Here is a 23,988-nt window from a genome sequence, read left to right on the forward strand (position 1 = left end):
TCAAATTACCCCAATATATCGCTTATAACTAATTGGACTATTTAAACGCAGCAGCCTGCGTATAGTGGTCTCGTCAACAGATGATTTTTCACCAAGTTGATCTCCTCATGATACCTACTCAACATCAGCCCCGTTTTGTTTATCAGAACGGGGTCTTTTTTTATATTGATCCTGAGCCATAAATTATCATGCTCCCATAAGTGACTGATTGATAAATTTCTCTCATCTCCCCATATTAGCTAGTAATTAAAATGAAGCGATATCATCACGGATAAAGCGAATCTCTGCTTATCCGTTCTCAGAAAGGCGACTATGACCTCCGGTATTCATCATGTGACTCTGATTACACGCAATGTGCAGGCCAATATTGATTTTTATGCCGGCTTTCTGAGGTTGCGGCTGGTGAAACAAACCGGCGGTTATGAAGATGGTGAGCAATTACATCTGTTTTACGGAGATGCCGTTGGTTCTCCTGGCTCGCTGATTACATTTTTGGTTTGGGAAGAAGGTGCGCGTGGCCGTGTCGGCCATGGTCAGGTCGCGGAAATCGCCTTGGCTGTACCGCCGGAATCAATCGGTGACTGGCTGACACGCGCTTTATCGCAGCATATTCAGGTTGAAGGGCCGAAACGCGAATTCGGCGAATCTGTGTTGCGCCTTAAAGATCCGGATGGTGTGATCGTCAAGCTGGTCGGCCATGAGATGACCACCGAACATCCGTGGAAATCTGCACCATCTCGCCTGCATAGCGTGACACTGTTTACGGAAACACAAGAAGAAACCGCCGCTTTTGTCAAACGCTTCGGCTATAGCGAAGGCCAGCGCGAAGATTCTGTGCTGCGCATGGTGTCTGACACAGATTTCATTGATGTGCGTAATGTCACCGGATTCGTTCAGGGCATTCCGGGTACTGGCATTGCCGATCATGTGGCCTTCCGTGCCAAGGATGTTGATATGGTTAAAGCTGCTGAGGCCGAACTGTCACGCCTCAACTCCTCTGTTACCAATTACCACGACCGCAACTATTTCACCTCGCTCTATGTGCGTGAACCTGGCGGCATATTGATTGAGCTGGCAACCGACGGACCGGGCTTTACGATTGATGAGACACCGGAGCATCTGGGCGAAACCTTGTTCGTACCGCCGCACGATCAGGAGCGCGCACAAGACCTGAAAGTGTTGATGCCGCAATTCTCCATGCCGGGTGAAGAGCGTATTGTCATGCGTGACCTGCCCTTTGTGCATCGCTTTTATACACCGCAAGATCCGGACGGTAGCATTCTGCTATCGCTGCACGGCACCGGCGGCAATGAAGCCGATTTGATGCCTATGGCCCATCGCATTAATCCACGCGCTACACTGCTTGGTGTACGTGGCCGTAGTCATGAAGAAGGCACTGCGCGCTGGTTCCGACGCTTTGGTGCAACGCAGTTCGATCAGGCGGATATCCGCTCTGAGGCAGAGGCTTTCAACGCTTTCTATCAAGGGGCAATGGCTGCCTATGGTCTGAAAGCGGAGACTATCACCGTTCTCGGCTCTTCAAACGGTGCAAATTTTGCCGCTGCGGTTATGGCGCTTTATCCGCAACTGATCCGTCGTGCGATTCTGTCCCGCCCGATGCAGGTACTGGAAAATGCCCCGCAAGTTGATCTAAAAGGTACGGCAGTTCTCACCCTCACCGGCAGCAAAGACCCGTTCAGTGAATTTGCACCGGCACTTAACACATGGCTGGAAAATTGCGGTGCGGAGCTGACAGCGGAGAAGCTCGAAACAGGACATGCCCTGTCGCCGGATGATATTGCCCGTGCCCAAAACTGGCTGAGTTTATAAATACTAGAGCGCTGTGTGTTTTCCCGAACATACGGCGCCCAAATGATTTTTAAGCGTGTTTATTGCGATATCGCTGCCCGTTTTTCGAAAAACATATTTTATGTTATATAATTACAAATAATTTCTGCTACTGCATAGACATGCCACGTAATCACAACTATCAATCGTAATGTTATTACATTTCAGATTCGAGGTTATTGATGGGTATGTGGCTGAAAAGCGCGACTGCGCTAAGCATGTTAGGATCCGTATTAATTGCAGGCCATGCCAATGCTGATGAGGAGCATAAACAGGTCTGGCGGCTCTTTGTTGCCGATCACACCAAACCGGTGGTTCGCGCGATTGATCTGGAAAGTGGCAAAGAACTCGGGAAATTCGACCTTAAAGGCTATGCGGCTCTGGCGACCAGCAATTCAGGTGAAACCGTCTTTGCAGTGCAAACCGAAGATGATGTGGTGAATGTTATCAAGACCGGCATCAAGCTCGAAGATCATGGCGATCATCGTGATCTTGAGGTATCGGATACAGCTTTGCTGAAAGAGAAATTTGAAGGCAAGCGGCCGGTTCATGCCGTGATGCATGGCGACAATGTTGTGCTGTTCTTTGACCGTGAAGGCAAAGCGCATGAACTGTCCGAGCAGGATATTCTGAAAGGCAAACCGCAGGCTAAGATTATTGATGCCACAGCACCGCATCATGGTGTGGTTGTGCCATTCGGCAATCAATATTTGGCTTCCGTGCCAAATCTCGAAGCAGAAACCAAACCGGATGCTCTGCCACCGCGTCTCGGCCTGCGTGTACTTGACGCTGATGGTAAGCAAAGCGGCGATGTTGCAACCTGCACAGCTTTGCATGGTGAAGCCTTCTCCGCCAGTCTTGTGGCCTTTGGTTGTGAGGAAGGTGTGCTGATCGCCAGCCCAAACAAAGACAAACAAGCCGAGCTGAAAATGCTGACTTATGGAACTGATCTGCCAAAAGGCAAAGTCAGCACCTTGCTTGGCAGCAAAGCCATGCAGTTTTTCCTTGGAAATTATGGTGAGGACAAGATTGCGCTGATTGATCCTGAAAGTGATACGCCTTACCGCCTTGTTGATCTGCCAACCCGTCGTGTTGATTTTGCGCTCGACCCTGCCCGTCTGAAAAACGCCTATGTACTGACAGAAGATGGACAATTGCATCTCATCAATATTCTGGACGGGACAATCGTGCGTTCTGCAAAAGTGACTGAGCCATACAGCAAAGATGGTCACTGGCGTGATCCTCGCCCGCGTCTGGCGGTTGCCGGCGATCATATCGCTATTACCGATCCGCGCCACAGTCTGGTTCGTCTGATTGATATTGAAAGCTTTAAAGAAGACCGTACTATCGCGGTGGCTGATCAGCCATTCAGCATTGTTGCTGTTGGCGGCTCCGGTGCTGTGCATTAAATTCTGAAGCGTAAGAATGAAAAGACCGGTTTCACACCGGTCTTTTTTTTGTATTTGCCATTCGGATGTTCGCTGCTTAAGGCAGCGTCAATCTTCTTGCCAACAAAAGCACTTGAAGCCGACAATCTGCATGGCGCGTAATGATGACTAAGCGCTCGACTTCAAAAGGCAATTTAACATTATTTTGCTAGTACTTAGTTGGTTTTGCATGTGTGCTATTTTCAAATACATTCGCCTCTGTATCTGGGAAGTATCGGAGGAATATATGAGGCAATTGAATAAAATTTGGCCGCTGATCGTCAGTGGTTTTGTAATTTCTGGATGTGTATCCACACCCGGAATAAAGCAATTTAATAGTACGGAATACACAATCGCAGGCAAACGGATCGAGATTGCATCAGTTTGGCATATACAGCCAGATTGCGAAAACTTTGGTATACCTATTATTCAAGTAATTTCTAAACCTAAAAATGGCAAAGTTGAGCTTAGCACAAAGCAAATGTTCCCAAGTGATACAATTTATGAGCGGTGTCGGACGATTAAAGTTAAAGGGCCTGTCGCTTATTACACAGCAAATTCAGGATTTAGTGGAACAGATACTATTAAACTACGATTTGCATATTCAGATGGAGTTTTGGAAGAGAAAACCCTTACTGTCATTGTGAAATAAAAAAAGCCCCGCAAGACTGACTTGCGGGGCTTTTTATTATCTCAGATCAGATGATTAGTGAGCCATACCCACAACTGCATCGTCCTCGCCAGCTTTGGCAATCGCTGGAACTTCCGGTTCAACCCATTCAATCGGTTCCGGCTTGCGGATCAGTGCATGTTCAAGCACTTCGCCAACAAAAGATACCGGAATGATTTCCAATGCGTTTTTCACATTGTCCGGAATTTCAGCCAGATCCTTGGCGTTTTCTTCCGGAATCAGTACCTTCTTGATACCGCCGCGCAGAGCTGCCAGCAGTTTTTCTTTCAGGCCGCCAATCGGCAGAACACGACCACGCAATGTGACCTCACCGGTCATAGCAACGTCTTTACGTACCGGAATACCGGTCAGCACAGAAACAATTGCCGTCACCATTGCTGTACCGGCAGACGGTCCATCCTTTGGTGTCGCACCTTCCGGCACGTGCACATGGATGTCACGCTTGTCGAACAGCGGAGGCTCGATGCCGAAATCCACCGCACGGGAGCGTACATAAGATGCCGCAGCCGAAATGGATTCCTTCATCACATCACGCAGGTTACCGGTAACAGTCATGCGACCTTTACCTGGCATCATCACGCCTTCAATGGTCAGCAATTCGCCGCCCACTTCTGTCCATGCCAGACCGGTCACAACACCAACCTGATCTTCGCCGTCGATCTGTCCGTAACGGTATTTCTGCACACCAAGATAATCAGAAATATTATCTCGTGTTACATGAACCGACTTGGTCTTCTTGCGTGCGATTTCCGTGACAGCTTTACGCGCCAGTTTCATCATTTCACGCTCAAGACTACGCACACCGGCTTCGCGGGTGTAGTGCTGGATCACAGCAAGAATGGCCGCTTCATCAACCGAGAATTCATTCGGCTGTAAAACATGCTCTTTGATTGCCTTTGGCAGCAAATGCCGCTTAGCAATTTCAAGCTTTTCATCCTCGGTGTAACCGGCAATACGGATGATCTCCATACGGTCAAGCAACGGGCCCGGAATATTCAGCGAATTTGCAGTCGTCACGAACATTACGTTGGACAGGTCATATTCGACCTCCAGATAATGATCCATGAAGGTTGCATTCTGTTCCGGATCCAACACTTCCAGCATTGCCGATGACGGATCGCCACGGAAATCCTGCCCCATTTTGTCGATCTCATCGAGAAGGAACAACGGGTTGGACTTCTTGGCTTTCTTCATCGACTGAATAACCTTACCCGGCATGGAGCCGATATAGGTTCTGCGGTGACCGCGGATTTCAGCCTCATCACGCACGCCGCCAAGCGACATACGCACATATTCACGACCGGTTGCATTGGCGATAGAGCGCGCAAGCGAGGTCTTACCAACGCCCGGAGGGCCAACGAGACAAATGATCGGGCCTTTGATCTTGGCAGCGCGTGACTGTACCGCGAGATACTCGACAATACGCTCTTTGACCTTTTCCAGACCAAAATGCTCCGTATCCAGCACGCTTTCAGCAAAAGCCAGATCGGTTTTGACCTTGGACTTCTTGTTCCACGGCAGCGACAACAGCCAGTCGAGGTAGTTGCGCACTACGGAAGCTTCCGCAGACATCGGGCTCATCGACCGCAGCTTCTTCATTTCAGCCTGCGCTTTTTCCGCAGCTTCCTTGCTCAGCTTGGTCTTGGCAATGCGTTCTTCCAGCTCGGCCAGTTCATCCTTGCCGTCTTCACCGTCGCCCAGTTCTTTCTGGATCGCCTTCATCTGTTCGTTCAGGTAATATTCGCGCTGGGTCTTTTCCATCTGGCGCTTAACACGCGAGCGGATGCGCTTCTCAACCTGAAGAACCGAGATTTCGGATTCCATATATTCCAAAGCTTTTTCAAGACGCTCACGAACCGACAGGATCGAGAGCATTTCCTGCTTTTCAGCAATCTTGATCGCCAGATGCGAGGCAACTGTATCAGCCAGTTTCGAATGATCATCGATCTGACCGGTCGCGCCAACAACTTCAGGCGAAATCTTCTTGTTCAGCTTTACGTAATTTTCAAAGTCGCTCATCACCGAGCGGGACAGCGCTTCAATCTCTACCGGTTCTTCTTCCGGTAGTTCCAGAATGTCAGCATAGGCTTCGTGATAATCTTCACGATCACTGAACTTCGTGATTTTAGCACGTGCGATACCTTCGACCAGTACCTTCACAGTACCGTCCGGCAGTTTCAGCAGCTGCAGCACATTGGCAACTGTACCGATTTCATAAATCGCATCATTGGCCGGCTCATCGTCGGCAGCATTTTTCTGGGTCGCAAGCAGAATCTGCTTATCAACGCCCATCACTTCTTCAAGCGCACGGATTGATCTTTCGCGGCCGACAAACAGCGGCACAATCATATGCGGGAAGACAACAATATCGCGCAACGGCAACACGGCATAAAGCCCGTCCTGACCACCCACGGATGTCTTCAACTCTGTATCCGTCATTTTAAGTCCTTTCCCGGGCAAACCACCCGATCGCCACACAATGATCCCCGTTTCATCAGCAAATCATTGCGTGCATCGACTATATAATTGGCCACCCACTGCTCGTATTTCAAGCACTTCATGTGTCTCATACAGCAGAATAAATCAGCGCATTTATGACCACCGGATCAAAATGCAAATTGCAGACCAACACTTTAAACGCTTTTACCACGAATGGAACGTCTAAAGCGCCGCTTTTCACCCATTAACGATCTAGTCCACAGCCATGCAAGCATTAACATGACAAAATAATTCATATTAAATTTTTTCTCATTCAAAAACGAACGCAAATAAAAACGCCCGAAATTTCTTCCGGGCGTTTTAAAAATCATAAACCTGCAAGCATTATGCAGAAGCCGTGCCTTTTTCTTCCTTGCGCTCACCATAGATGTAAAGCGGCTGCGCTTTACCCTCTACGACATCGCTGGAAATAACTACTTCCTGAACACCTTCCAGTGTCGGCAGGTCAAACATGGTATCGAGCAGGATTTTTTCCATGATCGAACGCAGACCACGCGCACCGGTTTTACGCTCCACAGCACGACCGGCAATCGCCAGAAGCGCATCTTCATGGAATGTCAGCTCAACATTCTCCATCTCGAACAGGCGCTGATACTGTTTAACCAGAGCATTTTTAGGCTCCGACAGAATCTTGACCAGCGACGGAATGTCGAGATCTTCCAATGTTGCAATAACCGGCAGACGGCCGACAAATTCCGGAATGAGACCGAATTTTGTCAAATCTTCCGGTTCCAGCTCATGGAAAATCGCACCGATACGACGTTCATCCGGCGCTTTAACCGTTGCACTGAAGCCGATAGAGGTCTTTTCACCACGCGATGAAATGATCTTATCAAGACCGGCAAATGCACCGCCGCAAATGAACAGGATATTGGTTGTGTCCACCTGCAGGAACTCCTGCTGCGGATGCTTGCGACCACCTTGCGGCGGGACAGAAGCCACAGTGCCTTCCATGATCTTCAGCAGCGCCTGCTGCACACCCTCACCGGATACGTCACGGGTAATTGACGGATTATCGGCCTTACGGCTGATTTTATCCACTTCGTCGATATAGACGATACCGCGCTGCGCACGCTCAACATTGTAGTCGGCAGCCTGCAACAGTTTGAGAATGATATTTTCGACATCTTCACCAACATAACCGGCTTCGGTCAGTGTTGTGGCATCAGCCATCGTGAATGGCACATCAATGATGCGTGCCAGTGTCTGTGCCAGATAGGTCTTACCGCAACCGGTAGGGCCAACCAGCAGAATATTTGATTTTGCCAGTTCAACATCACCGCTCTTCGGCTGGTTAGCCAAACGCTTATAGTGATTGTGAACCGCTACCGAAAGCACACGTTTGGCATGGCTCTGACCGATGACATAATCATCAAGAACAGTCATAATTTCCTGTGGGGTCGGCACACCTTCACGTGACTTCACCATTGAGGATTTATTTTCCTCGCGGATGATGTCCATGCAAAGTTCGACACACTCATCACAGATAAATACGGTCGGCCCCGCAATTAGCTTGCGCACCTCATGCTGGCTTTTTCCGCAAAAGGAGCAATAGAGCGTATTCTTGGAATCGCCACCGCCGTTGCTGACTTTGCTCATCGCAGTTTCCTTTCAGTAATGGCAACCCGCTGTCCGCAACAGGCACCAAGTTCTAACCGTTATGTCTTCCCGACCGAAACCGACATGAACGGCAGTCGTCATATATTTGTCTGTTATTGGCTTCTTGTGCCATTGACAAGATGTCAACACAAGCAGCCTTGCAACATACCAGAGCGCCGCGTGCCGGATCTGGCACACAAAGGTCGCTACAATCAGGTTGCATGCAACTCTATTCACTCAACATCTGCTTTTAGGCACAAGACCCAAACAATCACTTAACATGGCAGCCAGCTTAAACAGGCAAAAGAGTGTTTTACAACCTGTCTGTCACACTGTTTTGCGTGACAGAGCAGTAAAAGCGCTAATGGCAGATAAAATATGGCTAAAATTATACAAAGCCATTAATTTCTTACCACAACTCCCGTTTCAGGAATGACCGCCTGCCAAAATCTGATCCGCTTTTATAAGAAAGCGGATCAGTTTCCGGTTACTCAGTCTTTCTTTTCAGCCAGATCGCGTGATTCGATCACTTTATCGATCAGGCCGAATTCAAGCGCTTCCTGTGCGGTCATGAAATGATCGCGATCAAGGGTGCGCTCGATGGTTTCATAATCACGGCCGGTATGTTTGACGTAGATTTCATTGAGGCGGCGCTTCATCTTGATGATATCCTGCGCATGACGCTCGATATCGGAAGCCTGGCCCTGAAAACCACCGGATGGCTGGTGAACCATGATGCGTGCATTTGGCAGCGCCAAGCGCTGGCCGGTTGCGCCGGCTGTCAGCAGCAGCGAGCCCATCGAAGCGGCCTGCCCCATGCAAAGCGTGGAAACCGGAGGTTTAATGAACTGCATAGTGTCATAAATTGCCATACCGGAAGTGACGACACCGCCTGGCGAATTGATGTACATTTCAATCGGCTTGTTCGGGTTTTCTGCTTCAAGAAACAGCAACTGCGCGCAGACCAGCATAGCCATGCCGTCTTCAACCGGACCGTTTACGAAAATCACACGCTCTTTCAGAAGACGCGAGAAAATATCATAGGCCCGTTCGCCACGCGCAGTCTGCTCAACCACCATCGGGACCAGATTCATAACGGTTTCAATTGGATCTCTCATGAGTAACTGCCTTTGGCTATCGGAGAACGGAGCGAAGCACTGCCGTCAAGATTCGTTGATATTCCATACATAGGGCGAGCCCCTATGGTTTCGCAAGATGCAGGCCAGCAAACATCTTCATTCCGCTGATCTAACTCCTCATACGCACCGAAACCTAAACATGCGGTATAAGCGTGGCAAAGCAGCGTAAAAAAACAAAATGCCCCGCAGGCAGAACCGGCGGAGCATTGATGCCAAACAAGAATTAAAATTTATTCTGTAATGGTATATTCGCCCAGTTCACACAGGTTCTGCTGGTCTTCCAAGGTTTCAAGATCATCACCCTGAAATTCAAAACGCATATCATAGCTGCAAACGCTGCGGCCATCAGCAATCGTGATTTTCATGCTTTCGCCCGGTGCCAAAGCATCGCGGCCAAAAATATCATCTTCCCAGTTGTCGACACCAACCGGTGAAGCATGAAAATTATTGACGACCGATTTGGTACCGTTTTTCAGCGTGAAAACCAAATCGTCAGCCAAAGCCGCACCGCTGCACAGTGTTATAGCTGCGGCTACTATCAGTTTGAATTTAATAGTCATTATTGCCCCCCAAGCGAAAATTCGCTCTGTTCTAATTAGAGATCAATTGCGAATATAATCCCTCGCAACTGTGATCTGCCTTATAGAAAGGGGCACTCAGAAAGGCGATCCCCCTGTTCAAGGGAATACGCCATTCAAAGGTCAATGTTTGGTAATGGAAGCATATTTGTCGCGGAATTTCTGCGCGGAACCAGCTGTCATATCAACATCAATAATGACTGAGCCGTCTTCCTCATCCTGACGGCGCACATTGCTGCCATGACGATAAATCCAGTCGATCAGGCTAAACTGATCCGGTTGCAGGCAGACCTGCACTTTCTCCATGGAACCTGAAATGCGGCTCTCAATCAAAGCCAGCAATTCGCGTGTTCCCTGCCCCGTTAGCGCGGAAAGCGGAATCGGTCTGGTATCTTCATGGCTACCGCTGCTTAAATTTTCAGCACTGTCCTGCATCGGCTCGCTCAGGCGGTCGATCTTGTTCCAGATTTCAATAACGCGCTTGTCATTGCCTTTTTTAACGCCGAGACCACTGAGAATAGTCTCCACATCTTCGGCCTGTGCGGCATTGTCTGGGTCAGACATATCGCGCACATGCAGAATAAGATCGGCTTCCACCACCTCTTCCAGTGTTGCCTTAAAGGCAGCAACCAGATGGTGCGGAAGGTTGGAAATAAAGCCAACCGTATCCGACAAAATGATCATATCACCATGCGGCAGACGCAACCGGCGCAAAGTCGGATCAAGCGTCGCAAACAGCATATCCTCAGCCAGCACATCAGCACCGGTCAGGCGGTTGAACAGCGTTGATTTGCCCGCATTGGTATAACCAACAAGTGCGATCACCGGATGCGGCACCTTGCGGCGTTTCTGCCGGTGCAACTGGCGAGTGCGAACAACCGTATCCAGCTCGCGCTTAATACGCAGAATTTTATCCTGCAACTGGCGTCTGTCGGCTTCAATCTGGGTTTCACCCGGACCACCCATAAAGCCGCCGCCACCGCGCTGACGCTCCAAGTGTGTCCAGCTGCGAACCAACCGGCCTTTCTGGTAGTTCAGATGCGCCAGTTCGACCTGCAAGCTACCCTCACGGGTTTGCGCACGACGGCCGAAAATCTCCAAAATCAGGCCGGTACGGTCGATCACCTTGATCTTCCATTCTCGTTCCAGATTGCGCTGCTGCACCGGTGTCAGCGGGTGATCGACAATCACCAGCTCGATTTCTTCCCGCTCAATGCGCTCGGCAATATCTTCGACCTTACCGGTACCAAGCAACGTCGCCGGACGCGGCTGCGTGGTCTGCACCAAAAAACTATCGATAATATTCAGATCAATTGCGCGTGCCAGACCGGCAGCTTCTTCAAGCCGCGCCTCATCACTACGGCGATATTTCGGGCGTTCGCTCTCATCCTGATCAACGACCAGCGCGTAACGCTCCGGCAAAATCGGCACCACAACAAAAGCACGTGTCTCTTCCACCTTTGTTGTGAAAGGCTTTCTGCTGCTTTTCAGTTTGGCGCCATCATCATAATTATCATCTTCTGATAATTCATATGTGTCTGCCATATCTGTTTCTGGCATCAGATCATCTGCCGGATCATTTCGTTTTTTCAAATGTTTATCCTGATTTCTCAATTCATTATGACGGCAAACCAACGCTTGAGCATATGTTCCGTCCACATCAGATAATCATCCGGCCTGCCTGCATCAATGCACACATGTGAGATAATTATTCTCAAACTTACAAACAAATATATCCGCAGGCCTTAGGGCACTGCGGATATAAAAACATCTTAAAATTTCAGCAAACAGTCGTAATGACCTGTAATGCTTACTCTTCTTCGCCTTCAAACATCTGCACAGGCTGGCTTGGCATAATGGTTGAAATGGCATGCTTATATACCAGCTGTGAATGTCCATCACGGCGCAGAAGAACACAGAAATTGTCAAAAGAAGTGACAATACCGGTCAGTTTAACGCCATTAATCAAAAAGATCGTCAGAGAGATTTTCTGCTTACGTACAGAATTCAGAAAGAGATCCTGCAGATTTTGCGATCGTTCAGCCATTTTTTTATTCCTTTATTTCGATCCGCAACCAATACTGACTTGGATGAGACGAGCACGCGAAAAAATATTTCCTGCGCTCAGCTTTTATCATCCACCCCAGATATTGCACCTGTATATTGATACAGAATCAATAGTTGCGGGAATAATCCCACATTCTGCAAAGGGTTAACAGGCCGCTATTTTTTGCGCAACGTCAAAATGTTGTATAGTGAATGATGTTTAGAGCATTTCACAGTCAGTGGTATCACTTGACGTCTGTGAGAATGCGACCCAATAAAGAATTGAGACGCGAGCGCTGCGATCTAACAGACACGTAAACCGCTCTAGTCACAGCCTGTATGAATGAGCAGAAAATTCTCAGAAGCAGCTATAAACCTTGAGGCGATCAGCGCAATTCGCCCGTCTGCTTCAGCATCCACTCATAGAAACTGCCATCACGCACCACCAGCTCCTCAGGGCTTTTGCGATGCACATGAAAGCCGATAAACTCCCGATGATCCAGCGGCTCAAGCCCGTATTGCGGGTTGAACATGTTCAGGCATTCGCGCCCTGTCCAGTAATAGAAGCTCTCTTTCGGCGCGGCATTATCAAAACAGCCATATTTCTTGGCTAGTCTTGAAATTCCGTCATTGCCAAAAATCGTAATCCCGATCGCCGCAGGCGTGACTTCCTTCCCCGTCAGGCGATACCAGAGCGGGCGCAACACACGACGACGCAGACCAAGCCATTTCGGCAACGGGTAATCACCGGCCATATAGGCATCAAATTCAGCAATCACCGGATGATCCGGCGGGAAATACAGCGCAGAAACACCAACGCGCTCTTTGTTTTCCCGCGCCAGATAAGGTTTGGAGGCATCCGGATGGAACTGTTTATGCAGATAGACATCCGTGTCCAGCCAGACACCCTGCCCCTGTTTCATCAGATTGATACGGAAAATATCGCTGAACTGAACAATCGTCACATATTCTTTCAGATCCGGAAAAGCCGGATCAAGACGACGGAAAGATTTAATCGGCAGAATAGTTGCTGCATCATGCTGTTCCACACCTTCCGGCAGGTTCTCAACCGGCTGATAGCTGAACAGCTTCACTTTTTGCCCGGTTTTCACCATCGAGGTCAGGCACATATGATCAACAGGGCGTAATCTGGTACCGTACCAAAAAGTGCAAATATCCATAAAATACTATTCTCAAATGTCAGAAGAAATCGAGGCTCACACGGAACATCTGCTCCACATGCTTAACTGCATCACTGGTTGCAAACATTACCACACGATCATTGCGGCGGATATGCAGATCACCATGCGGCTTGATAACTTTTCCGTCACGATAGACTGCGCCAACGCGCAAGCCTGCTGGCAAAGAGATATTACGCAATGGCGCACCAACCAGCGGCGAGGTTTCCAGTGCTTCTGCCTCAATCAGTTCCGCCCGCCCGTCATAGACACTATGGACAGAACGGATACGTCCGCGGCGCACATGCTGCAGAATTTTGGAAATCGTCACGCTTTTCGGACTGACATAGGAATCAATACCAACCGTGTGAATAAACTCCTGATAGGCCGAGTTATTAATCAGCACCATATTCGACTTACAGCCAAGACGCTTAGCCATAATGCCGGACAGAATATTCGCCTGATCCTGATTGGTCAGCGCCACCATCAGATCGGCATCCTGCACTTCTGCTTCGCGCAACAATTCCTGATCCAGCGCACTGCCGTTTAGCACGACGGTCTTATTCAACTCATCCGCAACAAAAGCCGCGCGCTCGCGATTATGCTCGATGATTTTCAGCCTTGTATGCGGCTGACGCTCTTCCATCTTCTGCGCGACATAAAGCCCGATATTACCGCCACCGGCAATAATAATACGACGTGCTTCCGGCTTATCATGACCGAACAGACCGAGCGTGCGGCGCACCTGCTCGCTGGTTGTCACCACATAAGCGATATCACCGGCCAGCAGATGATCCTCTGAATGAGGAACAAATAACCGGTCATTGCGCACCACACCAACAACCGTGGATGGCAGATCAGGAAACAGATCGGTGAGCTGTTTCAGCGGTGTATTGATAATCGGGCAGTCTTCCAGACATTCAATGGCGAAAGCCACCACTTTATCATCGGCAAAGCGCAGCACGTCCGACGCACCAGGCAGCGCAATACGGCGCAGCACCATGTCACCGACTTCAAGCTCGGGCGAAATCACCACATCAATCGGCATATTATCGCGCGAGAACATCTCCTGATACTGCTTTTGCAGATAGGTTTGTGCACGGATACGGGCAATCTTGGTCGGCACGTTAAACAACGAATGGGCAACCTGACAGGCCACCATATTGATTTCATCATAGAGCGTAACGGCGATAATCATGTCCGCTTCTTCGGCTCCGGCCGCTTCCAGAACATCCGGATGCGAGCCGTGACCGACGAAACCACGAACATCAAGCAAATCACGCACAGCGTGAATCAGCTTTTCCGATGTATCGATCACCGAAACATCATTCTGCTCGGCAGAGAGCCGCTCAGCGATACCAAAGCCGACCTGACCGGCACCGCAGATGATGATGCGCATAATTACACTCCGAGCGATTTCAGTTTGCGGTGCAGCGCGGAACGCTCCATACCCACAAACTCAGCCGTACGGGAAATATTACCGCTGAAACGGTTGATCTGGGCAACCAGATATTCCTTTTCAAACATTTCACGGGCTTCACGCAGCGGCAGCGCCATAATGTGCTGGTCGGAATCCGTTGGTGTGCGCGGCAGCGTATCACCGATTTCCGCAGGCAGCAGATCAGCAGTCACCGGCTCATCAACATCATCGCCACGTGCCAAAATCATCAGGCGTTCCACATTGTTGCGCAACTGGCGCACATTGCCCGGCCAGCTATGCGACTGCAGAACCGCCATTGCATCATCACTGATACGGCGCGGTTTGATACCGGCCTGCTCGGCGACCTGATTGATAAAGAAGGACACCAATGACGGAATATCATCGCGGCGCTGTGCCAGAGGCGGCACCTGCACCGGCACAACCGCCAGACGGTGGAACAGATCTTCGCGGAACAGACCCTCGGCAATCATGCCTTCAAGATTTTGTGCCGTTGAAGAGATGATACGCACATCAACCTTCACGCGCTTGGTACCACCAACACGTTCAAACTGCTGATCGACCAGCACGCGCAGAATCTTATTCTGCGTTTCGCGCGGCATATCGGCAATTTCATCGAGGTAAAGAATACCACCATGGGCTTCTTCCAGCGCGCCGACTTTACGCTCGCCACCATCCATTTCGGTACCGAACAGCTCAATTTCCATGCGTTCAGGTGTAATTGTTGCGGCATTCACCGTCACAAAAGGACCATTAGCACGGCTCGATAGTGCATGGATTGCTCGCGCAGCCATTTCCTTACCGGAACCCGAAGGCCCTGTAATCATGATACGGCTATTGGTCGGCGCAACACGATCAATCGTCTGACGCAACTGGTTCATCGCCAGCGAATTGCCGAGCAACTCAAAGCTATCGCCGGAGCGCTTACGCAGGTTGGAAACCTCACGCTTGAGATTGGATGTTTCCAGAGCGCGCTCAGCCACTAGGATCAGACGATCCGCTTTGAACGGCTTTTCGATGAAGTCATAGGCACCGCGACGAATTGCCGAAACAGCAGTTTCAATATTACCGTGACCGGAAATCATCACTACCGGCAAATCCGGATGCAATTTTTTGATTTCATCCAGCAGCGCCAGTCCGTCCAACCGGCTGCCCTGCAACCAGATATCCAGAAAGATCAGGCGCGGCACACGATCATTGATCGCAGCCAATGCGCTATCTGAATCAAATGCGGTACGGGTTTCATGACCTTCGTCGCTTAAAATACCAGCAACCAGATCACGGATGTCCGTTTCATCATCGACGACGAGAATATCAGAAGCCATTTAATCCACCTGCCTTGTTCCCATTGCCCTGCTGATGCACCATATATCGGCACATTAGCAAGTATTTATAATTAAACTGCTTGCATCTTAGTTTCATGCCCGCAGCTCCTCAGTTGTATTACTGCCTGCTTCAACCACCGCATCCGGTGATGTTGCAGGAAAAACCATGCGGATCATAGCGCCCCGGCCATTATAAAAATCGGCAGGTGCGTCATGCAGTTCCATATGGCCGCCATGATCTTCAACAATTTTACGGACAATCGCGAGGCCAAGGCCGGTGCCTTTTTCACGCGTTGTCATATAAGGCTCAAGCAAACGCTGGCGGTTATCACCGGGTAAGCCCTTGCCATTATCAATCACTTCAACAATCAGCTGATCACTGTCCTGATAGGCTTTCAGCAAAATATGTCCGCGATAATCGTCCTCGCCGGTTACAGCTTCAATCGCTTCACTGGCATTCTTGATAATATTACCAAAAGCCTGTCCCAGCAGACGACTGTCGAAGTGACCATAAAGCGGCACTTCACTCAGGCGTTGCTCAAAACTGATTTCACTGCGGCTAACTTCCACCAGAAATGCGGCTTCTTTCAGCGCGTTACGCAAATCAATGGTTTCCATTTTCGGCTTCGGCATCCGAGCAAAAGACGAAAATTCATCCACCATACGACCAATATCGCCGACTTGGCGAACAATGGTTTCAACGCATTGGTCAAAGACTTCTCTGTCCTCGGTAATCACCTTACCGTAACGGCGGCGAATACGCTCCGCAGAAAGCTGGATTGGTGTCAGCGGGTTCTTGATCTCATGGGCGATACGGCGTGCCACATCCGCCCAAGCGGTTGAACGCTGCGCCTGCACCAGATCGGTAATGTCATCAATCGTCACAACATAAGAACGCTCATCAGCAGTGCCGTCCTCAATCGTAATCTGCACGTTGAAAGTGCTGGTCAGCCCGCCGCGCATCATCGAGACCTGCTCACGGTAAACCGCACGGCCGGAATCGTGTGCAACTTCAAACACCTGCCCGATTTCAGGAATGTGAGTACTGAGGCTGGTGCCGATAACGACATCCGGCTCTAAGCAGAACATCTGCTCTGCCGAACGGTTGACGATATTAATCAACCCCAGCGCATCAACGCCGATCACCGCAGCCGTCACACCGGACAACACAGCTTCAGAGAAGCGGCGGCGTTCATCAATCTGATCTTTCGCAGCCATCAGGTCGGTACGCTGGCTTTTCAGCTCTGCAACCATGTTATTGAAGGTAACGGCAAGCGCGCCGAGATCACCGTCGCTGGAGCGTACCGGCACGGAAACGTCAAGATTACCGGCGGCGACTTCATCTGCAGCGCCGATCAGCGAGCGGATCGGACGAACCAGACGGTCAGCCACTGCAATCCCTGTCCAGATTGCAGGCAGCAACACGATCAGCATCAGACCAAAATAAAGCAGCGCAAAGATCACCTGTGTCGGGATACGATTGGCTTCCATATCCTGATAACGCGCGGTGTTCGCCTCCATCAGGCGCATGGAATCCAGAATTTGTGCATCCACACGACGCACCGTATAAAGATATACATCCGGTATTTCGCGCATTTTGATGATTGCGCCAACAAAATTGCTGGTCGGACCCGGCGGAATAATCACCGGATTACCATCCTTCGCCGTTTCCAGCGCCTCAGATGGTGGTTGTGGCAGATTAGCGCCACCCTGATCGCTGCGCACAGCAACGGAGCCGTCTTCACGCAATAATTGCGCACCCAGCAAACCGCGCCCCAGTGCCTGCAAGGTCAGCAATTGCACAAAACCATTACGGTCGAGACTGTAAAGCGTGCGCTGCGCATCCATATCCTGCCACATCGAATAGGTCGCGCTCTGCAGATTACGCGCAGTGTCAGTAAGATAGGCTTGTGTCAGGCTGATAGAAGAATTGACGATATTGCGTGTGTTGGTTTCAAACCAGCGATCCAGCCCGAGATTAAGCGTCACACTGGCAACAATCGCCACCACAATCGCCGGAACCGCGGCAATCAGCGAGAACAGCGCCACAATACGCACATGCAGCCGTGCTGCTGCGCGGCCATGACGGCGCGCCTGCGTAATACGGTAAATTTCACGAATAATCAGTGCCAGCAGACTGACGACCAGCACGACATTGATAATGATAAGCGCCAAAGTCACATGCAAATCAGGAATAATCGGTGTCACACCGATCATGATCAGAAAGGACGCAAGTGACGCAATTATCGAGAGAACAACAATGATCACGCCCGGCAGAGCGAGCAAACGGCGATGTTCACTCCCTCGGGCAGGTTTCAATTCACGCAACCATTCAACCAGACTCGTCTTATCCATGTGGTTAATGTATTATGAACCGTTGCCTTCATGCAACAGAATGTTGCACATATGCAACGATAGTGCGGGTGCAACGAGAAAACCTCAGCTGCTTTTAAAAATATTGAGATCGTGATCGCGGATTTTTTTGCGCAGCGTATTGCGGTTTAAACCCAGCAATTCCGCCGCTTTGATTTGATTGCCGGATGTAGCCGTCAGGCTTGCTGCTAAAAGCGGATATTCAATCTCTTGTAAAATCCGGTCATAAAGCCCCTGCGGCGGTAGCTGACCGTTGAAGGACGCAAAATACTGGCGCAAATAAATCTCTGCCGCATCGCGCAGGCTGGTGATCTGATCTGACTTCAATCCCGCCTCACCGGCAGCTAATGACGGCGGCAGATGCTGCAATTCATGACGGATAATCTCGGCGTTGATTTCATCCTGCGGATAAAGCGCAGCCAAGCGGCGCACCAGATTTTCCAGCTCACGCACATTGCCCGGCCAACTGTAATGGCGCAGCACCGCAAATCCCTCAGTAGTGATCTGTTTCGGCGACAGGCCTTCCTTTTCAACCAGACGGAAGAAATGCTGCACCAAATCCGGCACATCCTCGCTGCGCTCGCGCAAAGGCGGCATACGCAGCGGCACCACATTCAGCCGGTAATATAAATCTTCGCGGAACTGGCCTTTTTGAATTTGCTTGAGCAAATCCTTGTTGGTGGCCGCAACAATACGCACATCGGTTTTAATCGGTGTGCGCCCGCCAACGGTCATATATTCGCCCTGCTGAAGCACGCGCAACAAGCGCGTCTGCGCTTCCATCGGCATATCACCGATTTCATCGAGGAATAGCGTACCGCCATTGGCCTGCTCAAAGCGCCCTGAAAAGCGCTGCTGCGCGCCGGTAAAGGCACCTTTCTCATGGCCGAACAATTCAGATTCAATCAGATCGCGCGGAATAGCCGCCATATTGATCGCCACAAATGGCCCGTTACGGCGACGACCATATTCATGCAAAGCGCGGGCAACCAGCTCTTTACCTGTACCGGATTCCCCTGTGATCATCAGTGTCAGATCAGTCTGCATCATCCGCGCCAGCACACGATAAACATCCTGCATCGCGACAGAGCGGCCAACCAATGGCATATTTTCAGCCTGCTCGTCGCTCTCCTGCTTTGCCTGTACCGGCTTTGGCTCAGACAGCGCACGCCGCAGCAGGCTCACCATCTCACTCAGGTCAAAAGGCTTGGGCAGATAATCATAGGCTCCGGCCTCCGAGGCGCGGATAGCCGTCATGAAAGTATTTTGTGCACTCATCACCACAACCGGCAAATCAGGGCGCGCTTTGCGGATACGTGGCAAAATCTCAAAGACAGAACCATCCCGCATATTCACATCGCTGATAACCAAATCGCCTTCGCCACTCGTGACAAGCGCCCAGAGGGCTGCACGATTGCTGGCAAGACGCACAGTATAACCAGCCCTTGTCAGCGCTTGATTGAGCACTGTACGCATGGCTGCATCATCTTCAGCAACGATGATTACCGGTTCATTCAATGTCTTACTCCCAACACATAAAACATTATATTACAGATAATTATATCAATTTCCTGATAGTTAAATTTAAATATCAGAATGTTCGTTCTTCCAGACAGGTAGTAAAATGCGGAAGATGGTTTTCCCTGAAAAACTCTCGCATTCAATCATACCGCCATGATCGGCAATGATCTTGGCAACCAGTGGCAAGCCAAGTCCTGAGCCATTGGTTTTGGTGGTGATAAACGGGTCAAACAGGATCGGCAGAATATCTGATGCAACACCGCCGCCATTATCAATAACGCAAAATTCCAGCGGCAAAGACAGGCGCTCACCGGTTGCCGGAACAGTCATATGCATACCAGCCTTATAGGCAGAGGTCAGAAGGATTTCACCTTTTCGCCCCGAGCGCTCCTCCGGTTCTATCGCCTCAGCCGCATTCTTAATCAGGTTGAGAAAGACCTGTATCAACTGATCCCGATTGCCCCAGACTCGCGGCAAGGACGGATCATATTCCTCGCGAATAGTGACATGAGAAGCGAAGCCATGGCTGGCCAGCGTTTTGACATGCCCCAGAACGGTATGCAGGTTGACGGCAGAGCGTTCAATCGGACGCTCATCGGAAAACACATTCATCCGGTCGACCAGAGCGACAATACGATCAGCTTCATCACGAATGAGTTGGGTCAGCTCGCAATCTGCTTCATTGGCGGCATCGCGGGCGGACATTTCCAGCAATTGCGCTGCACCACGAATACCTGAAAGCGGGTTCTTGATTTCATGTGCCAGCATTGCTGCCAGACCGGTAACTGAACGTGCCGCGCCACGATGGCTCATCTGGCGATTGAGCTTCTCTGCCATGGCTGTTTCTTTAAACAGGATAACCACCTGATCCGGCTTTTCGCTGACCGGCGTAACCTGCACATCCACCATCCGCTCTGCGCCCATGCGCGGCGATGACATATCAATATGATATTCATTGACCGCAGTGCCGCTGTGTATGACCTGTGCGATTAAGCTGATCAGCGGACTTGCAGGCGGCAAAAAATATTCAAGCCCATGTCGCCGGATGATTGCAGCACTGGAGCGGAAAAACACCTCAGCTTGCGCATTGGCATAGCTAATCTGTCCGTTTGCTCCGGCCATAATCACAGCCTGCGGCAGCGTATTCAGCACATAATCAGACAGAGGCAGCGTGGCATTACCCATCAGGCTGCATCCTTGAGCGATTTATTGCCGGATACCGGTGCCACTCCTGAGAAGATATCTGCCAGTATGGTGGAAACTTCCTGCGCATTACCGGAAGTCATCAGTGCTTTTTTGACCGTATCTGGTACATCCGCTGTATGGCGCTCCATATACCAGCCCAGATGTTTACGGGCATGGCGCACACCGGTTTTCTCACCATAATGCTCCAGCATGCCATGGTAATGGGCAAGCACATAATCACTTAAGTTAGCCGGAGCGGCCTTATTTACATCCCCACGCAACGCATCGGCGATTTGACCCGCCAGCCACGGCTGACCATAGGCTGCACGGCCAATCATCACCGCATCCGCACCGGAGCGCTGCATAATTTCCTGCACATCGGCAGCACTGCCAACATCGCCATTTGCAACAAGCGGCACAGAGATCACTTCACGTACGGCGCGGATAGCATCCCAATCGGCATGACCGGTATAGAACTGACAGCGCGTGCGGCCATGCACAGTAATCATCTGCACACCCGCTTCCACTGCACGTCGCGCCAGTTCCGGCGCATTGATGGAATTGTGATCCCAGCCAAGCCGCATCTTCAGCGTTACCGGCACTTTCACCGCTTGCACGGTCGCTTCAATCAGTGTCAGCGCATGATCCAGATCGCGCATCAGTGCCGAACCGGAATAACCGCCGGTTACCTTTTTGGCAGGGCAACCCATATTAATATCAACAATATCCGCACCTTCTGCCTCGGCAATCTTGGCGGCCTCGCCCATCCAATGGGCTTCGCGCCCTGCGAGTTGTACGACATGGGTCTGCAGATCACCGCGCTCCATACGCTTACGGCTCTCAGAATGATGATTACACAATTCCGCACTGGCCACCATTTCCGAGACCACCAGCCCTGCACCGGCCTCCCATGCCCGACGGCGAAACGGCAGATCGGACACACCGGACATCGGCGCCAAAAACACGCGATTGCGAATTTCTACGGGTCCGATCTTTAATGGCAGGGTTGCGGTCGTCATCATCAGCCTAAAAATTATGCAATATTAAAAACGCTCAAACTTTAAGCAGATTTATAGGTTTTATCAGCTTCATGCAAGAAAAAGCGGATTCGTCGCAATGCGATTAACCGATGAATCCATTATCAAAAAAACATCACTAGAGCGCCGTACGCCCTCTTGGGCGCACAAAGGTCGCTCTAGATTCTTTAATGATCGCATTATCACTGGCTGTCCAAGTTGTTCCAACTTGACTGTGAAATGCTCTAGCATTTCACGTCACGAGGCGGTATTCGCTATAAACACAGGTGTGGCAGCTCGGAAAGGCTTATCTCATTCGCACAGCAGCAGTTATAGTCGCCGCAGGACGCGGAGAACGCGCCGGTCAGAGCACCGAAGGCCCTAAACAATATCGCCGCATCGGCGGCCAGGCCGTGCTGGCGCATACTTTACGCACCTTTCTGGCTTGCGAGCAGATTTCGCCCGTTGTTGTGGTCATCCATGCCGACGATCACGACCTTTATCACGCTGCGCTGAAACGCGCTGATATTGATGCCTCGCGCCTGAAGCTCGTGACCGGCGGCCCGACACGTCAGGAATCAACGCGTCTAGGTTTGCTGGCTTTGCAGGACGATGCGCCGGATTATGTGATGATCCATGATGGTGTGCGCCCATTCATCACGCAAGACCTGCTCAAACGCATTATCATTGCCTTGCATCCGCAAACCGGTGTGCTGCCAGCCCTTGCGGTTTCTGATACACTGAAACAGGCTGGCGGTGATGCACTGGTCACCAAAACCGTGCCACGTGCAGGACTATTTGCGGCGCAGACACCGCAGAGCTTTCCCTTTGCGCCTATATTGGATGCGCATAATGCAGCATTTGCACTGGGACGCACAGATTTTACCGATGATTCCGCCATTGCTGAATGGCAGAGCATTCCTGTTCGTGTGGTCGAAGGCTCAGCCGACAACACTAAAATTACATGGGCAAAGGATATTGAAATGGCTGATCAGCGCTTGCGTCAGGATATGGTTGCTTTTCCGGACATCCGCACGGGTAATGGTTACGACGTCCATAGTTTCGAACCGGGCGACCATGTGTGGCTCTGCGGTGTAAAAATCCCGCATGATTTTAAGCTTAACGGGCATTCCGACGCCGATGTGGCGCTGCATGCGCTGACCGATGCTTTGCTCGCCACCCGTGGCGCAGGCGATATCGGCACACATTTTCCGCCGTCTGACCCGCAATGGAAAGGCGCTGCCTCACGGCAATTTGTCGAATTTGCCGTCAAAACTGTGCGCGATGCCGGTGGACGCATTGCCAATGCCGATATTACACTGATTGCTGAAGAGCCGAAAATCGGCCCGCATCGCGAAGCTATGACTGCTGAACTCAGCGATATGCTGGGTGTGAGTGTGGATCGGGTTTCGGTCAAAGCCACAACCAACGAGAAAATGGGCTTTGTCGGCCGCAAGGAAGGCATTGCCTCGATTGTAACCGTTAGCGTTATCTATCCGGGTGAAGTCCCCGCATAAAAGGAAACTAATCATGAGTCTCGTTGCGCATCATGTTCCCCAAAAGTGTGCAGCGGTTTTGGGACAAGAACATGTGCAATAATAAAACAACCACACAAGCCCTCGCCGTTCTTGATGCCTGCCGCATGGCGCAACTCATGATTACCACAGCCGAATCCTGCACCAGTGGCATGATTGCCGCCGCACTGACGGACATTGCCGGTTCCTCCGATGTTGTTGATTGCGGCTTTATCACCTATAGCAATGAAGCCAAAGCTTCTCTGATCGGTGTTTCTCACAGTTTGCTGCGCGAATTTGGTGCCGTATCCAAACCAGTCGCCATCGCCATGGCCGAAGGTGCGCTGAAACATGCCCCGCAAGCTGGTATCTCTGTTGCCGTGACCGGCGTTGCTGGCCCCTCAGGCGGCACAGCAGAAAAACCGGTCGGACTGGTCTATATTGCCTGCGCCGGACAAAATTTTGAAACGCTGCATCAGGAATGCCGTTTCGGCAACCAATCGCGCGACGCTATCCGGTTAGCCACAGTGCATGCCGCTTTTGCTCTTATTCTCAAAGCATTGAGTGATTGATCCGTATCAATGTAATCCGCAGCGGCAGGCTTTAAAATT

At 50.7% G+C, this 23,988-nt stretch carries 18 protein-coding genes; 5 read left to right on the top strand and 13 right to left on the bottom strand.

Annotated elements, in window-relative coordinates:
- The first annotated feature begins 312 nt into the window (after positions 1-312).
- The 3 genes from QUF18_RS09790 to QUF18_RS09800 all read left to right on the top strand — a co-directional run bounded on the left by QUF18_RS09790 (position 313) and on the right by QUF18_RS09800 (position 3,927).
- Entirely contained in the window at positions 313-1,830 is a 1,518-nt protein-coding gene (locus QUF18_RS09790) for a VOC family protein (protein WP_289386874.1), read from the top strand.
- Positions 1,831-2,066: 236 nt separating this feature from the next.
- Positions 2,067-3,257 carry a zinc metallochaperone AztD gene (gene aztD / locus QUF18_RS09795; RefSeq protein ID WP_289386875.1) on the top strand — a complete coding sequence of 397 codons (1,191 nt, stop codon included), beginning with the start codon at positions 2,067-2,069 and terminating at the stop codon, positions 3,255-3,257.
- A gap of 265 nt (positions 3,258-3,522) precedes the next feature.
- Complete coding sequence (locus tag QUF18_RS09800) at positions 3,523-3,927, top strand: hypothetical protein (RefSeq protein ID WP_289386876.1); 405 nt, start codon at positions 3,523-3,525, stop codon at positions 3,925-3,927.
- Between the two features lie 54 nt (positions 3,928-3,981).
- Here QUF18_RS09800 and lon read toward each other — a convergent pair whose 3' ends face one another.
- The 13 genes from lon to dusB all read right to left on the bottom strand — a co-directional run bounded on the left by lon (position 3,982) and on the right by dusB (position 21,866).
- Positions 3,982-6,405 (bottom strand): endopeptidase La, encoded by a 2,424-nt coding sequence (gene lon, locus QUF18_RS09805; protein WP_289386877.1) that lies wholly within the window; start codon positions 6,403-6,405, stop codon positions 3,982-3,984.
- A 384-nt stretch (positions 6,406-6,789) separates the two neighbouring features.
- Positions 6,790-8,064 carry an ATP-dependent Clp protease ATP-binding subunit ClpX gene (gene clpX, locus QUF18_RS09810; RefSeq protein WP_289386878.1) on the bottom strand — a complete coding sequence of 425 codons (1,275 nt, stop codon included), beginning with the start codon at positions 8,062-8,064 and terminating at the stop codon, positions 6,790-6,792.
- Positions 8,065-8,555: 491 nt separating this feature from the next.
- Complete coding sequence (locus QUF18_RS09815) at positions 8,556-9,182, bottom strand: ATP-dependent Clp protease proteolytic subunit (protein ID WP_289386879.1); 627 nt, start codon at positions 9,180-9,182, stop codon at positions 8,556-8,558.
- Between the two features lie 251 nt (positions 9,183-9,433).
- A complete protein-coding gene (locus tag QUF18_RS09820; RefSeq protein ID WP_289386880.1) occupies positions 9,434-9,763 on the bottom strand; it encodes a hypothetical protein in 330 nt (109 codons plus the stop codon).
- Positions 9,764-9,904: 141 nt separating this feature from the next.
- Positions 9,905-11,326 (bottom strand): GTPase HflX, encoded by a 1,422-nt coding sequence (hflX, locus tag QUF18_RS09825; RefSeq protein WP_374806930.1) that lies wholly within the window; start codon positions 11,324-11,326, stop codon positions 9,905-9,907.
- 265 nt (positions 11,327-11,591) lie between these two features.
- Entirely contained in the window at positions 11,592-11,828 is a 237-nt protein-coding gene (hfq, locus tag QUF18_RS09830) for an RNA chaperone Hfq (protein ID WP_022712353.1), read from the bottom strand.
- 385 nt (positions 11,829-12,213) lie between these two features.
- On the bottom strand, positions 12,214-13,008 hold the full coding sequence (locus QUF18_RS09835; protein WP_289386882.1) for a glycosyltransferase family 32 protein: 795 nt from the start codon (positions 13,006-13,008) through the stop codon (positions 12,214-12,216).
- Positions 13,009-13,027: 19 nt separating this feature from the next.
- Positions 13,028-14,404, bottom strand: coding sequence for a Trk system potassium transporter TrkA (gene trkA, locus QUF18_RS09840; RefSeq protein ID WP_289386883.1), 1,377 nt, complete (start codon positions 14,402-14,404; stop codon positions 13,028-13,030).
- A gap of 2 nt (positions 14,405-14,406) precedes the next feature.
- Complete coding sequence (ntrX, locus tag QUF18_RS09845) at positions 14,407-15,768, bottom strand: nitrogen assimilation response regulator NtrX (RefSeq protein ID WP_289386884.1); 1,362 nt, start codon at positions 15,766-15,768, stop codon at positions 14,407-14,409.
- Between the two features lie 93 nt (positions 15,769-15,861).
- Complete coding sequence (locus QUF18_RS09850) at positions 15,862-18,123, bottom strand: sensor histidine kinase NtrY-like (RefSeq protein ID WP_289386885.1); 2,262 nt, start codon at positions 18,121-18,123, stop codon at positions 15,862-15,864.
- Between the two features lie 84 nt (positions 18,124-18,207).
- Positions 18,208-19,617 carry a nitrogen regulation protein NR(I) gene (ntrC, locus tag QUF18_RS09855; RefSeq protein ID WP_374806928.1) on the bottom strand — a complete coding sequence of 470 codons (1,410 nt, stop codon included), beginning with the start codon at positions 19,615-19,617 and terminating at the stop codon, positions 18,208-18,210.
- Between the two features lie 108 nt (positions 19,618-19,725).
- Positions 19,726-20,847, bottom strand: a complete 1,122-nt coding sequence (locus QUF18_RS09860) for a two-component system sensor histidine kinase NtrB (protein WP_289386887.1) — start codon at positions 20,845-20,847, stop codon at positions 19,726-19,728.
- Positions 20,847-21,866, bottom strand: coding sequence for a tRNA dihydrouridine synthase DusB (gene dusB / locus QUF18_RS09865; protein WP_289387160.1), 1,020 nt, complete (start codon positions 21,864-21,866; stop codon positions 20,847-20,849). The genes QUF18_RS09860 and dusB overlap by 1 nt, the downstream gene beginning before the upstream one ends.
- Positions 21,867-22,150: 284 nt before the next feature.
- Here dusB and QUF18_RS09870 point away from each other — a divergent pair, with 284 nt between their 5' ends.
- Complete coding sequence (locus QUF18_RS09870; protein ID WP_289386888.1) at positions 22,151-23,380, top strand: bifunctional 2-C-methyl-D-erythritol 4-phosphate cytidylyltransferase/2-C-methyl-D-erythritol 2,4-cyclodiphosphate synthase; 1,230 nt, start codon at positions 22,151-22,153, stop codon at positions 23,378-23,380.
- Positions 23,381-23,451: 71 nt separating this feature from the next.
- Positions 23,452-23,949, top strand: coding sequence for a CinA family protein (locus QUF18_RS09875; protein ID WP_289386889.1), 498 nt, complete (start codon positions 23,452-23,454; stop codon positions 23,947-23,949).
- Positions 23,950-23,988: the final 39 nt, after the last annotated feature.

This window comes from Pseudochrobactrum kiredjianiae (assembly GCF_030362795.1).
In the GTDB taxonomy this organism is placed as follows: domain Bacteria; phylum Pseudomonadota; class Alphaproteobacteria; order Rhizobiales; family Rhizobiaceae; genus Pseudochrobactrum; species Pseudochrobactrum kiredjianiae.